The sequence below is a fragment of the Aeromonas mytilicola subsp. aquatica genome (assembly GCF_044336385.1).
In the GTDB taxonomy this organism is placed as follows: domain Bacteria; phylum Pseudomonadota; class Gammaproteobacteria; order Enterobacterales; family Aeromonadaceae; genus Aeromonas; species Aeromonas rivipollensis.
On the sequence record NZ_CP172298.1, the window covers coordinates 2056091 to 2069443 of the forward strand.

General features: G+C 64.3%; 10 protein-coding genes and 3 tRNA genes. 5 read left to right on the plus strand and 8 right to left on the minus strand.

What is annotated here, in order from left to right; translation table 11 throughout:
- Positions 1-528 precede the first annotated feature (528 nt).
- The 3 genes from ACFWHB_RS09560 to ACFWHB_RS09570 form a co-directional block, all read right to left on the minus strand.
- Positions 529-604, minus strand: a tRNA-His gene (locus ACFWHB_RS09560).
- Between the two features lie 49 nt (positions 605-653).
- Positions 654-730: transfer RNA gene (locus tag ACFWHB_RS09565), tRNA-Arg, on the minus strand.
- Between the two features lie 36 nt (positions 731-766).
- A tRNA-Pro gene (locus tag ACFWHB_RS09570) sits at positions 767-843 on the minus strand.
- Between the two features lie 203 nt (positions 844-1046).
- Here ACFWHB_RS09570 and folD point away from each other — a divergent pair.
- Positions 1047-1904, plus strand: a complete 858-nt coding sequence (folD, locus tag ACFWHB_RS09575; protein WP_005326697.1) for a bifunctional methylenetetrahydrofolate dehydrogenase/methenyltetrahydrofolate cyclohydrolase FolD — start codon at positions 1047-1049, stop codon at positions 1902-1904.
- Positions 1905-2020: 116 nt separating this feature from the next.
- On the opposite strand, the gene ACFWHB_RS09580 is transcribed toward folD, so the two are convergent.
- The 3 genes from ACFWHB_RS09580 to ACFWHB_RS09590 form a co-directional block, all read right to left on the minus strand.
- Positions 2021-3184, minus strand: coding sequence for a trans-sulfuration enzyme family protein (locus ACFWHB_RS09580; RefSeq protein ID WP_106886616.1), 1164 nt, complete (start codon positions 3182-3184; stop codon positions 2021-2023).
- Positions 3185-3309: 125 nt separating this feature from the next.
- Positions 3310-4338, minus strand: coding sequence for an isopenicillin N synthase family dioxygenase (locus tag ACFWHB_RS09585; protein WP_395950045.1), 1029 nt, complete (start codon positions 4336-4338; stop codon positions 3310-3312).
- A gap of 404 nt (positions 4339-4742) precedes the next feature.
- The gene (locus ACFWHB_RS09590) at positions 4743-5381 is read right to left on the minus strand and encodes an NAD(P)-dependent oxidoreductase (protein WP_395950046.1); all 639 of its coding nucleotides are present in this window, start codon (positions 5379-5381) and stop codon (positions 4743-4745) included.
- Positions 5382-5482: 101 nt separating this feature from the next.
- Here ACFWHB_RS09590 and ACFWHB_RS09595 point away from each other — a divergent pair, with 101 nt between their 5' ends.
- Positions 5483-6385, plus strand: a complete 903-nt coding sequence (locus ACFWHB_RS09595) for a LysR family transcriptional regulator (protein ID WP_163157281.1) — start codon at positions 5483-5485, stop codon at positions 6383-6385.
- A 60-nt stretch (positions 6386-6445) separates the two neighbouring features.
- Here the strand turns inward: ACFWHB_RS09595 and ACFWHB_RS09600 are convergent, their stop codons facing one another.
- Positions 6446-7186 (minus strand): SDR family oxidoreductase, encoded by a 741-nt coding sequence (locus ACFWHB_RS09600; RefSeq protein ID WP_111912918.1) that lies wholly within the window; start codon positions 7184-7186, stop codon positions 6446-6448.
- A gap of 186 nt (positions 7187-7372) precedes the next feature.
- Between ACFWHB_RS09600 and ACFWHB_RS09605 the strand changes: the two genes are divergently transcribed.
- On the plus strand, positions 7373-8353 hold the full coding sequence (locus tag ACFWHB_RS09605; RefSeq protein WP_395950190.1) for a helix-turn-helix domain-containing protein: 981 nt from the start codon (positions 7373-7375) through the stop codon (positions 8351-8353).
- A gap of 44 nt (positions 8354-8397) precedes the next feature.
- On the opposite strand, the gene ACFWHB_RS09610 is transcribed toward ACFWHB_RS09605, so the two are convergent.
- Positions 8398-9918: a sensor domain-containing diguanylate cyclase gene (locus ACFWHB_RS09610; RefSeq protein WP_395950047.1), complete on the minus strand. Its 1521-nt coding sequence runs from the start codon at positions 9916-9918 to the stop codon at positions 8398-8400.
- 422 nt (positions 9919-10340) lie between these two features.
- Here ACFWHB_RS09610 and ACFWHB_RS09615 point away from each other — a divergent pair, with 422 nt between their 5' ends.
- Together ACFWHB_RS09615 and ACFWHB_RS09620 are read left to right on the plus strand one after the other, a co-directional pair.
- Positions 10341-12485, plus strand: coding sequence for a TonB-dependent siderophore receptor (locus ACFWHB_RS09615; protein WP_395950048.1), 2145 nt, complete (start codon positions 10341-10343; stop codon positions 12483-12485).
- A 65-nt stretch (positions 12486-12550) separates the two neighbouring features.
- The gene (locus ACFWHB_RS09620) at positions 12551-13327 is read left to right on the plus strand and encodes a siderophore ferric iron reductase (protein ID WP_395950191.1); all 777 of its coding nucleotides are present in this window, start codon (positions 12551-12553) and stop codon (positions 13325-13327) included.
- Positions 13328-13353 lie beyond the last annotated feature (26 nt).

The following is a 13353-nucleotide window of genomic DNA, read 5'->3' on the forward strand; positions in this document are numbered from 1 at the left end:
CGTTATTGTGCAGTGAACGGATTACGAAAAGATGAATCACGACCATCTAGTTTAACAATCTATTTACGTTCTGCCCGTCTTCCCCTGGTGTCAGGCGCGGCGGCCACGCGTGATAGTGCTGCCTGAACGCAAGGGGTTGCTCGCCCTTGATGAGGGAAGCAGGCAAGGCATTTGTCTGGTTTTTATCCTTATCACGGCCATCGACATTTAAGCTTGCGCTGCATCATGGGGAGCAGGGATATAGCTGGGGGCCGTGATGGCTCCGATCATTTCTGTGATCCGGCCGGGCGATGTGGCAACGCGGCGGGCTGGCGTGACGCTGACCGACCAGCAAAGAGACAAGCGTGAGGGAGCAGGGGGAACAAAGAGAAGAAAAGAGGAAGCAGAGCGCTCGGGGCAGGCGGTGAGTCTGGGGCGCAGGCACAAAAAAACCGGCGCAGGGCCGGTTTTGATGAGGGCATCAGATGCCCGGTGTATGGCAAGTCAGGCTTGCCCCTGTCGGCTTGATCCAGCACGAACAGGCAATAATGGGGTGGCTGATGGGGCTCGAACCCACGACAACCGGAATCACAATCCGGGACTCTACCAACTGAGCTACAGCCACCACTGAAATCTGCCTTCAATGCTCCTCTTCGAGGGAAGAGTCACATTAATGGCGCGCCCTGCAGGATTCGAACCTGCGACCCACGGCTTAGAAGGCCGTTGCTCTATCCGACTGAGCTAAGGGCGCTCTGTATCGAGCCGTCACAAGACGTCTCGATGAACCTGGTCGGTGATAAAGGATTCGAACCTTTGACCCTCTGGTCCCAAACCAGATGCGCTACCGGGCTGCGCTAATCACCGAAATCTCATCGTCCAGCATACCGGGGGCGGTACGACTGGGCAACGGGCGGGCATCATACCCAAGCGTCAAAGTCAGCGTCAATGACTTTTTCCGCCAGTAAATTCAAATGCCTACTTATTGCCCGCCAGGCGAGAGCCGCTAACACCCGCGCCAAAAAAATGCGACAATGCGCGGCAGTTGAACACATGGTGAGTGAAGAACGATGTCTGCCAAAATCATTGATGGAAAACAGGTTGCGCAAACGATTCGCAATCAGGTCGCCGAACAAGTCCAACAGCGGTTGGCACTGGGCAAGCGGGCACCGGGTCTGGCGGTGATCCTGGTGGGGCTGGATCCGGCGTCCCAGGTCTATGTGGGCAGCAAGCGTCGTGCCTGTGAAGAGGTGGGGTTTGTCTCCCGCTCCTATGATCTCAGCGCCAATGCGACCCAGGAAGAGTTGCTGGCCCTGATCGACCGGCTCAATGAGGATGCGGAGGTGGACGGCATCCTGGTGCAACTGCCCCTGCCGGCTCATTGCGACACCACTCAGGTGCTGGAGCGCATTCGTCCCGACAAGGACGTGGATGGTTTCCACCCCTACAACGTGGGTCGTCTGGCCCAGCGCATCCCGGCGCTGCGTCCCTGCACCCCCAAGGGGATCATGACCCTGATCGAGGCGACCGGCGTCAAGACCCACGGTCTGCATGCTGTGGTGGTCGGTGCCTCCAACATAGTCGGGCGCCCGATGACGCTGGAGCTGCTGCTGGCGGGTTGTACGACCACGACCTGCCATCGCTTCACCCAGGATTTGGAGGCCCAGGTGCGCCGCGCCGATCTGCTGGTGGTGGCGGTGGGCAAGCCTAACTTCATCCCGGGGGAGTGGGTCAAGCCCGGCGCCCTGGTGATCGATGTGGGGATCAACCGCCTGGCCGACGGCTCCCTGGTGGGGGACGTGGAGTTTGAAACGGCGCGCAATCATGCCGCCTTCATCACCCCTGTGCCTGGTGGCGTGGGGCCCATGACGGTGGCCAGCCTGATGGAGAACACCCTGAGCGCCTGCCAGGATTATCACGACGCCTGAGCAGGGCCCCTTCCCGCACTAGGGAATGGATAAGAGAAAGGGAAGGCCTGGCCTTCCCTTTTTTATTGCTGGTCGAACGTGATGATCTGCCGAGGCGACTGATCAGGGTGGCCTTGTCAGATCAGGGCCAGCGCCGCCGCCAGATCGGCGATGAGATCATCGGCGTCTTCCACTCCGATGCTGAAGCGGATGAGATCGTCGTTGACCCCGGCCGCGAGGCGGCTCGCCTCATCCATGGCTGCGTGGGTGGTGCTGGCCGGATGGCAGGCCAGGCTCTCGAGATCCCCGAGGCTCACCGCCTGCACGAACAGCTGCAGGTTGTCGAGCAGGGTGGCGCAGCGCGCGAAGCCCCCTTCCAGCTCTATGCTCACCATGCCGCCAAAGCCGCTGGCGAAGGCGCCAAGGGCGTCGTGGCCCGGGTGGCTGGCGAGCCCCGGATAGATCACCTTCTTCACCGCCGGGTGGGCGGCGAGGAAGTCTGCCACCTTCTGGGCATTGTGCAGGTGGGCATCCATCCGCAGCGGCAGTGTCTTGACGCCGCGCTGCAGCAGGTAGGCCTCCTGTGGCCCAATGGGGGAGCCTATGTGCTTGAGGGCCACGGTGCGTACCGACTTCATCAGCGCGTGGGAGCCCGCCACCACACCGGCGATGATGTCGCCGTGGCCGCCCAGGTACTTGGTGCCGCTGTGCATCACCAGATCGATACCCAGCTCCAGCGGGCGCAGCAGATAGGGGGTGAGGAAGGTGTTGTCGCACACGCTGATGGCGCCCACCTTGCGGGCCGCTTCCACCACCACCCGGGGATCCACCACCTTGAGGGTGGGGTTGGTCAGGGTCTCGAACAGGATCACCTTGGTGGCGGGGCTGATGTTGGCCAGCAGATCCTGATCGCTGTCGTAACTTGTGATGGTGATGCCGGCCCGGCTGAAGGTCTGCTTGAGAAACGCGTCTGTGCCGCCGTAGAGGGGGCCGACATAGGCCACTTCATCTCCGCTGCTGGCCAGGGCATAGAGGATGGCGCTCACCGCCGCCATGCCGCTCGCCACCACCAGCGCCTCGTCGGCGCCCTCCAGGGCCGCCAGTTTCAGCTCCAGCTCGGCGGTGGTGGGGTTGCCGAAGCGGCTGTAGATAAAGCCCGGGGCCTGGCCTGCGAAGCGCTCCTTGCCTGCCTGGGCATTGACGTAGCTGAAGGTGCTGCTCTGGTAGAGCGGTGTGGTGAGGGCGCCGGTCTGGGGATCGATTCGTTGGCCGCTGTGCACGCTCATGGTCTTGAATTTCATCGTTTTGCTCCGTGGTCGCCAGGCTATGGCGTTGTTGTTCTGGTGTGGAAATCTGTGGAGGGGGCCGCGCCGGCGCCCCTCTCCTGTGGTCGGGATGGCAGCTTGTCGCCACCCCCTTGATGGGGTCAGGCCGGTACCGGCTCCTGCGCTACCCTGTGTTGCTGAGCATAGTGGCGCGCCGCCACATCGGGATGGGAGCGCAGCCTGCCCTTGAGCACGTTTTCCCCCACCTGATAGAAGAGGGGGTTGGCCGGGTCGCTCTCGGGCCCTTGTGCCTGCGCCGCCAGCTCGGGGGAGAGGGTGAGCAGCGGCACTGTGGCATCGAGTCTCGCCGCCATAAAGAAGGCGCAGGAAAGACGCGAGACTCCGGGGGGCGGGCTCTGCACCCGGTGCAGGGTCGCCTTGAGATAGCCGTTGGAGGCAAGCTCCAGCAGCTCGCCTATGTTGACCACCAGGGCGCCGGGCAGGGGCGGTGCGGAAATCCAGCCGTGCGCCGTCTCCACCTCTAGCCCCGAGTGATCGTCCTGCATCACCAGGGTCAGGTAGCCGGGATCCTTGTGGGCGCCGACCCCCTGGCCGCTGCCTCCCGCTTCCCGTCCCGGGTAGTGAATGAGCTTCATGTGCTGATAGGGGGCACCCTGGATGCTCTCGTCGAACACCCCGGCCGGTTGCTCCAGCACCTCGGCAAAGGCGGCGAGCAGGGTGAGGGTGATGTCGCTCAGCCGCTCCTGCCAGTCCAGCAGTTGCGTCTTCATCTCGGGCAGGGCCGTGGGCCACTGGTTGGGGCCTATGAGCCGCTGCCAGGGTTTGCCGGTCTGCGCCAGGGGGAGGGCCTGCTCCTCGTTCATGATGTCGAACTGCTCCCGCCTGTCCGGCCGCTCCCGGGTGAGCTCGGCCCCCACCAGGTTGTAGCCACGAAAGTGGGGGGAGTGCACCATCTGCACCGCCAGCTTCTCCTGCAGGGGCAGGGCGAAGAAGCGGGCCGCCAGCGCCAGGGTCTCCCGTTGCTCCGCCTCGCTCAGACCATGGCCTGTCAGATAGAAGAAGCCGATGTCGCGGGCCGCCCGGCCAAGCCTGGCCAGCATCTGGCGGCGCTCCTCGGGGGGGCCATTGATCGCGGCATAGTCGATGATGGGCAGTGATGAATGTTCCATGTGCATCTCCTCACTTGCCGGATGTCGGGTGCAGTCCCGAGGCTCCGGTACAAAGACGGCGGTGTGGCTCGTGGCAGGAGTCGGGGTCCGTGGCTCACGATGGCACCATTTGGGTTGAGGGGATGCTACTGTTCGGGGTTATAAGGTGGAAGCAACAAAATATTCTTAGTTATATACAAAAGTCGAAATAGAATTCGAACACTGTGGATCCGCCTGTCGATTGCACGGAGAAAATGCGCCCCTGCCGATCGCCTTGCCCCTGAGCCCGCCTGGGGTCGGGGGCAGGGAAGGCGCAGTGCCCGTGGGAGGCGAATGAACAAAGGGGAGGCATCAGCCTCCCCTTTGTTGGTGGGGCGCAGAGGATTGAGGGCGAGAGCCCGCTCGGTGCGCCCCGGTCAGTGTCTTCAGTAACCCAGGGTGAAGCGCTGGCGCAGGTGCGCCGGTTGTTCCGCTTCGTTGAGCACGCCATCGGCCAGATCCCCGACTGTGATCCCGGCAGGCTTATCGCCGCTAAAGAGCACCTGCTCGCCCCCGAGACGGTAGGCGCCGCGCTTCTCGCCGGGTTCGAGGAACACCGGCGGGGAGACGAAGCGCCAGTCGAGGGCGGCTTCGCGGCGCAGGGCGGTGAGACCGTCGCGGGCCGCAAGCGCCCCTTGCTTCCACTCGGCCGGGAAGTCCGGGGTATCCACCAGCTGCACGCCGGGGGCTATCTCCAGGCTGCCGGCACCGCCGACCACCAGCAACCAGCTGTGGGCGGCTTTGGCTGCCTCGACAATGGCGCTGGAGCCCTTGAGGTACTGATCATGGATATCCGGGGCACTCCAGCCCGGGTTGTAGGCGCTGATCACCCTGTCGTGCCCCTTGAGCACGTCGGCCAGCGCCTGCGGGTCCTGGGCATCTACCGCCACTGTGGTGATCTGCGGGTGGGGGGCGACTTTACTTGTGTCGCGCACTATGGCGGTGACGTGATGGCCACGGCTGACGGCCTCATCGAGGATGGCTGAACCGACAAAACCGCTGGCACCTATGAGGGCAATTTTCATGGAGACGTCTCCTTCACTGTGGGAATGAGGCTATCCTACGCCCCCGGATGTGATTTAATAATCACCTGTAAATTGCATTCACTTGTAAGCTGGATTTAATAATGGATCAGCTCAGACGTTACGCCATCTTCGCCGCCGTGGTGGAGGCGGGCACCATGACGGGGGCCGCCAAGGCCCTCGGCATGACCCCCTCCGCGGTCAGCCAGCATATAGGCCAGCTGGAGAGCCTGCTCGGCCTCACCCTGCTCCATCGCTCCACCCGCCGCCTCAGCCTGACCGAGGCGGGGGAGGTGGTGTGGCAGGGGTGCCAGTCCCTGCAACAGACCCTCAACCAGACCGAGCTGCGCCTCTCGGAAGTGCGCGACAGCCTGCTGGGGGAGGTGCGGATCACCGCGCCCGTGGGCATGGCGGGCCAGCCGCTGGCGCTGGCCTTGTCACCCCTGTTGCAGGCCCATCCGGGCCTCTGTATCCAGATCATCGCCGACGACGAGAAGCGGGATCTGATCAAAGAGCGCATCGACGTGGCGCTGCGGGTTGGCTCCCTGCCGGACTCCACCCTGGTGGCCCGCAAGCTGGGCCAGACCCGGATGCTGCTCTGCGCCGCCCCCGCCTACCTGGCGCGCAAGGGGACGCCGCGCACCCCGGCCGATCTGGCGACCCACGACTGGCTCAGTGGCGACATGCTGGGGAGCGGCTTGCTGCTCCTTGACGAGCGAGGGGGCGAGCACAGGGTGAGGTTCAAACCCAGGGTGCTCTGCAACAACGTCCTGCCCCTGCGCCAGTTTGCCCTGGCGGGGCAGGGGATCTCCCTGCAACCCGAGGGAGAGGTTGGCGAGGATCTCGCCCTGGGCCGCCTGCTGGAACTGCTGCCAGGCTTTCGGGTGCCGCCCATGGAGATCCACGCCATCACCCCCCAGCGAGAGATCCCGGAGAAGGTGCGGCGGGTGATCACCGCCCTGCGCAGCCATTTCGCCGAGCCAGGGGGGACGGTGCGTCCGCTGTAACGCTGGCCAATAAAGAGGGCAGCCCGTTGGCTGCCCCCTGTGGGTCCCGCTTGTCCTGCGCTACTTCATATAGAGGCCGCCGTTGATGGCCAGGGTCTCCCCCGTGATATAGGCCCCCGCTTCGCTGGCGAGGAAGGCCACGGCGGCGGCTATCTCCTCGGGTTTGGCGAGGCGGCGCATGGGAATGTCGGCCTTGATGCTGTCGAGGATGTCGCTGCGGATCGCCGCCACCATGGGGGTGGCGGTGTAGCCGGGGGCGATGGCGTTGACCGTGACCCCGAAGCGGGCCCCTTCCGCCGCCAGCGCCTTGGTAAAGCCCAGCATACCCGCCTTGGCCGCCGAGTAGTTGACCTGACCGAACTGCCCCTTCTGGCCGTTGACCGAGGAGATGTTGATGATGCGGGCATCGCGCTGCTCGCACATGGCGTCGAACAGCGGCTGGGTCACGTTGTAGAGGCTGCACAGGTTGGTGTGGATCACCTCGAACCACTGATCCGGCGCCATCCGCTTGAAGGCGCCATCCCGGGTGATGCCTGCGTTGTTGACCAGCACATCCACCCGGCCCTCCTCCTGCAACAGGCGGCCCAGGGTCTCGCGGCACATGGCGGTGTCGGCCACGTCCAGCGCCAGCAGCCGCACCTGATCCTGGTGATAGCCCTGCTCTGCGTACCAGTCGTGGGCCGCCGCACTGTTGACGCTGGAGTGGGTGGCGATGATGCGATACCCCTGGGCCAGCAAGGCGGTGGTGATGGCGGATCCGATGCCGCCCCGGGCTCCGGTGATCAAGGCAATCTTCTTCATCTTGGCTCTCCCTGCATATCACGAGTTGAACTGTGCCCCTGGGGGCAATTGACAACATTGTTTGCAAACAATGTGGCAGGGAAAGGCGTCACTTTTGTGACAGGGGGGCGCCTGGGGGAGGGCTCTTACGAGAGGGAGCCGGGCCGCCACCGGCCAGACTCCGGGGTTGCCTGGGCCGCACAAGGCTTGCCCCCGGCACGGCGGCCATGTTTAATGTGGCCACTTGGGCGACTGCGCCCCTTCGCCGGCACAGAGCCCGACCACAGCATGACAAGCTCCCTCGCTTTCCCAGACCCGGCGCCACGGACGCGCCCCCATTTCACCCGCATCGAGCGAGTGCTCGACTACATTCACGCCCACCTGGATCAGCCCCTGTCGCTGGAGCAGCTGGCCGAGCAGAGCTGCTGGTCGCGCTGGCAGTTGCAGCGGGTCTTCTTGCACGAGACCGGCCAGACGGTGGCCCACTATGTGCGCGAGCTGAAGCTGAGCCTGGCGGCGGAGGCGCTGCTCTCGAGCCGTCAGCGGGTGCTGGATCTGGCGCTGAACCACGGTTTTGGCTCGGAAGTCAGCTTCAGCCGGGCCTTCAAGCAGCACTTTGGCTGCTCCCCCCTGGCCTATCGCAAGCGGGGCCTGCGGCTGGGGCTACGTACCCCCCTGGTACGGGTCCCCATGCCCCTGGCCAGTCCCCCCAGACTGGTGCAGGTGCGGGTGGAGAGCCGGCCTGGGTTCACCCTGCACGGCGTCAGGGGGGAGATCCGGGGCCTCTTTGCGAAGGCGCCCGATTTTCAGCAGACGGTGCCCGCCATCTGGGGTGCCTGGCGCGAGGCGGGGGGACGCCTGTCCTCCAGCGAGCTGCTGGGGGTGGTGGACGTGTCGGGGGCGGGGGATCGGCTGCCTTACTGGGCCGGGGTGGCTGCAGAGGAGGGGAGCGAGCCCGGCCCCGGGCTGGCGCGCCTCAGGGTGCCGGCACAGGAGTACGCCGTACTCAGCCACCTGGGCCCCATCGATACGCTTGGGCAGTGCCTCAACTGGTTCATCCTGCACTGGCTGCCCTCTTCCAGCTATCGCGGGTTGGATGGCTTCGAGCTGGAGCGCTATGCCCCGGGCTTTGACGGCCAGCAGCCCGATGCCTCCATGGAGTACTGGCTGCCCATAGCGCCCCGCTAGGCTCGGCAACGAGACGCCTACATGATCTCAGGCGGCCAGCCCCGTCAGTCCGCAGGGTGAACCCGGTTCTTGCCCGCCTCCTTGGCCTGATAGAGTGCCCGATCGACCCTTGCTATCAGCTGTGCGGCCGATTCATGGCGCCACAGCCCCAGCCCCGCCGAGAAGGTCACCACCAGTCCGGCCTCTCGCCATTGACGCTGCAGGACCCGAAGGCGCCAGCGCTCCAGCAGGGCCAGTGCCTGGGCCTCGTCTTCCCCCGGGATCAGGATGGCCAGCTCCTCCCCGCCGTACCGGTAGAGCCTGGCCAGGCCGTCGGCCACCGTCCCCCCTTCCTGCGCCACGGCCTGGAGGACGCTGTCGCCCACCAGGTGCCCCAGCTGGTCGTTGATGGACTTGAAGTTGTCCAGATCTATCATGCCGAGGGAGAAGGGGCGGCCGTCAGCCAGATGGCTGGCCAGATCCTGATCGAAGCTGCGGCGATTGAAGAGGCCGGTCAGGGCATCCGTGTTGGAGGCGGCGACGGCCTCCTGCATCTGGTGATGGGCGCTTCGGATCTCCTGGCGCAGCAGCTCTCCTGGCTTGCTCATGTCGATGCGGCCGACACGCATCAGGGCGATGATCTCGACGATCATCTTGTTGATGGCATGGCGCAGTGAGCCCCAGCAGAGCAGGCAGATCAGCAGGCAGCCCGCCACGGCGATCTGCAACTGATAGGATTCGCTGTGGCTGGCCTCCTTGAACTCGGCGTCGCTGACGGTGTAGATGGCGAACCAGTCCGGGTTGGAGAAGGCGTAGTAGTAGACATGGGTCTGGTGCTCGGCGTCATAGAGATGGTCGGCCCCGTTGGTCATCTGTGCGATGAGCCGTGGCGCCAGCTGGCGGTGAAACAGGTTGCCCACATTGGCGTGCAGCAGGGTGTCGCCGGTACGGGCGATGAGATAGAACTCCCCCTTGAGGGGGCTCTTGAGCAGGCGCAGGGGATGGCTCATCTGCTCGAGATCGAGCTCCATGGCCAGGGTGCCAAGGGGAAAGCCCTCCCTGTCGACGATGGGCCGGGAGACGGAAATGGTCCGCTGCTGGTCAATCCTGCTGGCGTAGTGGTCCGTGTAGCTGACGAAGAGGGGGCGGGAGGTAGCGGATTTGAACCAGGGCCGCTCCCTGGCATCAAAGTCCGCCTCGACCGGCAGGTGGGGGACAGAGTTGAAATGCCCCTGCTGATCGGCGACCAGGATGCTTTTCACATAGGGGGTGAGGGACAACGTTTGCATCAGGGTCATGCGAAGGGGGGCGTGCCCGTTGCCGAGGAAGGCCTGCAGGGCGGGCTTGTCAATAAAGCTGCCGGTCTCGTTGAGGACGTGCTCCAGCGGCTTGAATTGCAACGCGATGAACTGGGTCGCCATGTTGTGCACGAACATGGCGGCCACCTTGTGATACTTCACCTCGGCCGCACGCTGGATGCTGCAGCTGACCCCCACCAGGGCGGTGAGCAGGGTCAGCACTATCACGGCGAAGGAGACGTGGAGCTGGGTGTGACAGTGCAGATCTTTATTGATGATGTCATTCATTGGCGTGATCGTTTGGCCTCGTATCGTCTCAAACAGGACTGATAAAAGGGGCCGCATACTATCGCCATCCCTGTCGGCAGGGCTTGACCCGGATCAAGGGTGTGGATGAAAAAAGAGCAAAAACTCTAAAACGAAGGTCGGATGCGAGGGCTGATCCGGCCCGGTTCGGCCAGCAGGGCAGGGGGCCTTGAGGCCACCCCGGCGAAAGCGCATCCAGACCAGCCCCAGGCCGCATCCTCTCCATTTGGCTTCCCCTGCACTCTATTTCACTCGTCACGAAGTCAGATGGCGCCCTTCTCTCCCCCTTTCTTTGTCACTGACCCGCCAACATGCCCCAAATTGTTAATTCCGGGGCAAATTAGAACAATAAAATGCAAATGATATTTGTTACTATTCACATGCAGTAGGCAGTCGAGGATCAGATGCAACTTGTTCACCCCCCATTGACCGTGGTCGCCGCGACCATCTCCACCCTGTTGGCAGGCTCTGTGCTGGCCGCCGCGCCCACCAGCCAGGACGCGGCGCTGGCCGACGAGACCCTGACGGTGCTGGGTCAGACCTATCGCAACACCGCGACCAAGACCCGGCTCGACCCCATAGAGACGCCCCAGGCCATCTCGGTAGTGGAGAGCGAGACCCTGGAGCAGCGTGGCGTCAGCTCGGTGAGCGAGGCGCTGCGCTACGTGCCCGGGGTCAATACCGAGCTGCGCGGCGGGGCGGTCAACCGGCTGGATCTGTTCAACATCCGTGGCTTTGACAACTACCAGAACTTCTATGACGGCCTCTTGCTGCAATACAACGAGTGGAACCTGCAACCCCAGATAGATCCCGTGGCCATAGAGCAGCTGGAGGTGTTCAAGGGGCCGACCTCGGTGCTCTATGGCAGCATGCCGCCGGGCGGCATGGTCAACCTCATTGCCAAGCGCCCCCAGCGGGAAGCCAAACACCGCGTCAGCCTGGCGACGGGGACAGGTACTCTCAAGGAGATGAGCTTCGATAGCACAGGCGCCATCAACGAGCAGCTCGCCTACCGTGTGGTGGGGCTGGCCCGCCAGAAGGAGGGTCAGGCGGTGACCTCGGAGGAGGAGCGCTATGTCTTTGCGCCCTCCCTGGATTGGCAGCTCGGCGAGCGCACCCTGCTGAACCTCAACCTCTACTACCAGAAAGATCCCGAAGCCGGCATCTACACCACTGTACCCGCCAGCGGCTCGGTCAAGTCCAACCCCCTGGGGCAGCTTGGCAGCGATAGCTTCCTCGGCGACCAGAACTGGAACGAGTACAACCGGGATGTGACCCTGCTCGGCTACAAGCTGAGCCACGACTTCAACGGGAACTGGCAGGTGCTGCAAAACGCCCGCTACATGGACGCCTCCGCCTATCAGCGCAACACCTACAACGCGGCCCTGGCGGCGGACAATCGCACCCTGGCCCGCAACGCTTATTTGACCGACGAGGCCTCAAAGGGCTTTGTCATCGACAACCAGCTGGCGGGCAAGGTGATGACGGGGCCGGCCCAGCACAACCTGCTGCTTGGGGTCGACTATCAATATCTGGACGCGCGTATCCTCTATCAGGACACCCTCGACTACTCTGCGCCTGCCATCGACATCTTCAACCCGGACCACAACCAGATCCGGCCGGATGCCCTGGCCTTCTCCTACGAGGATCGCAAGACCATCCGTCAGTCCCAGACCGGCGTCTATCTGCAGGATCAGGTGCGCCTCGACCGGCTGGTGGCCATAGGCGGCGCCCGCTATGACAGCTACCGGATGGACACCGACAGCCACAGCCTCTATATGGGATCCGCCAGCCACTCCCTGGCCCAGATCGATCAGGACAACCTCTCCTTCCGCCTCGGCGCCCTCTACGAGCTCGACTATGGCTTGTCACCCTATGTGAGCTATGCCGAGAGCTTCGAGCCGGTACCGGGGGCGGACAAGAGCGGCAAGGCGTTCGATCCTTCCACCGGCCACCAGTGGGAGGGGGGGCTCAAGTTCCTCTCCGAGGACATGAGCAAGACCTTCACCGTCGCCGCCTTCCATATCACCAAGCAAAACGCCCTGGTGACGGATCCGGACAACGTCTACGGGCCCAAGCTGCAGACCGGCGAAATCGTCTCCAAGGGGATAGAGCTGGAAGGGCGCGCCGATCTCACCAGCCGGCTGGATCTGGCGCTGAGCTATACCCGCCAGGACATGGAGATTACCCGCGATACCACAGACTTGCAGGGCAAGACCCCGGTCTGGGTGCCCAAGCAGATGGCCTCGCTCTGGAGCAACTACCAGGCGGGCGGCAGCCTGGAGGGGATGCGGGTCGGTGCCGGCCTGCGCTACGTGGGGGAGGCCCAGCTCGATGCCGCCAACACCGACACAGTGCCGGATTATCTGCTGATGGACATGTCCGCCTCCTATGATCTCGCCGCCCTCAGCGCGAGCCTGAAGGGGGTGGGGGCATCCCTTAGCGCCAGCAACCTGCTTAACAAGACCTACTACTCCTGCTACGACCAGAACAACTGCTGGTTCGGGGCTGAGCGCAATGTGGAGGCTCGACTCAAATACGTATTCTGACCTTGCGCCCCGGACCTGCGCCGGGGCATGCCCCCTCTGCGGGTCCCGATGGCCACCAGCACGCCCTGCCTCGCGGCCTCGGCACCCTGGCGGTGAACAGCCAGCATACCCTGCTGGCGGATCACGACGCCCTGTTTGCGGCGGCGGCCGGGCTCATTCCCTCCCTCAAGGGGCGGCTGGCGGGGGAGTCCCTCACGCTGCTGATGGCGCCCCCTCATGGCGCCCCGAGTGAGGTCGCGGCTGCCCTGCATGGCCACTGGCAGCAGGCGCACCCGGAGGCGGGGGCGGCCTACTGGTTGACCCGCAGCTGGGGCATGCTCTGCTGGCAGTCCATCTATCTCGCCATGGTGGCCGTCTATCGGGTGGGGGCCGTGCCCGCCCTGGATCGCATGGGACAGGGCTATCAGGAGGGGCTGGTGTCCGGCTTCAGCCTGCCGGCGGAGCCCATGATCAAGGGGGAGGTGAAGACCCTGATCAAGGTGGCGGGTGAGCGGTTGCAGGCCCACTGGCAGGAATTGTTCGCACTGCTTGGAGAGGTGCAGCGGCTACGCCCCGGCTTCGTGCGCCCGCTCCTGGCGGACGATCTGCTGGCGGCCCTGGTGCGGGTGCCGGATTTCTTCGGGGAGATAAGCCCCGAGGTGGTCCAAGCCCATGCGCCGCTCTGGCTCGCCGCCTGCGGCCTGCCCGCCGGGCATCTGGCGGGCTGGCGTCCGGCCTCGCTCCCTCGGGATGAGGCCTTCCCTGGCTATGTGCGCCAGCGCTGCTGCCTGCACTACAGGCGAGGGGATGGGGAGCTTTGTGGCAACTGCCCGAGACGGCAGGGAGCCACCAGCTGCGACTAGGGATCCTGAGGCGCCAGAGAGCAGGC

Coding starts and splice junctions, on each gene's coding strand:
- ACFWHB_RS09585 (WP_395950045.1), bottom strand. CDS start 4,338: ATGGAACATTCATCACTGCCCATCATCGACTATGCCGCGATCAATGGC.
- ACFWHB_RS09590 (WP_395950046.1), bottom strand. CDS start 5,381: ATGAAAATTGCCCTCATAGGTGCCAGCGGTTTTGTCGGTTCAGCCATC.
- ACFWHB_RS09610 (WP_395950047.1), bottom strand. CDS start 9,918: ATGAATGACATCATCAATAAAGATCTGCACTGTCACACCCAGCTCCAC.
- ACFWHB_RS09600 (WP_111912918.1), bottom strand. CDS start 7,186: ATGAAGAAGATTGCCTTGATCACCGGAGCCCGGGGCGGCATCGGATCC.
- ACFWHB_RS09615 (WP_395950048.1), top strand. CDS start 10,341: ATGCAACTTGTTCACCCCCCATTGACCGTGGTCGCCGCGACCATCTCC.
- folD (WP_005326697.1), top strand. CDS start 1,047: ATGTCTGCCAAAATCATTGATGGAAAACAGGTTGCGCAAACGATTCGC.
- ACFWHB_RS09580 (WP_106886616.1), bottom strand. CDS start 3,184: ATGAAATTCAAGACCATGAGCGTGCACAGCGGCCAACGAATCGATCCC.
- ACFWHB_RS09595 (WP_163157281.1), top strand. CDS start 5,483: ATGGATCAGCTCAGACGTTACGCCATCTTCGCCGCCGTGGTGGAGGCG.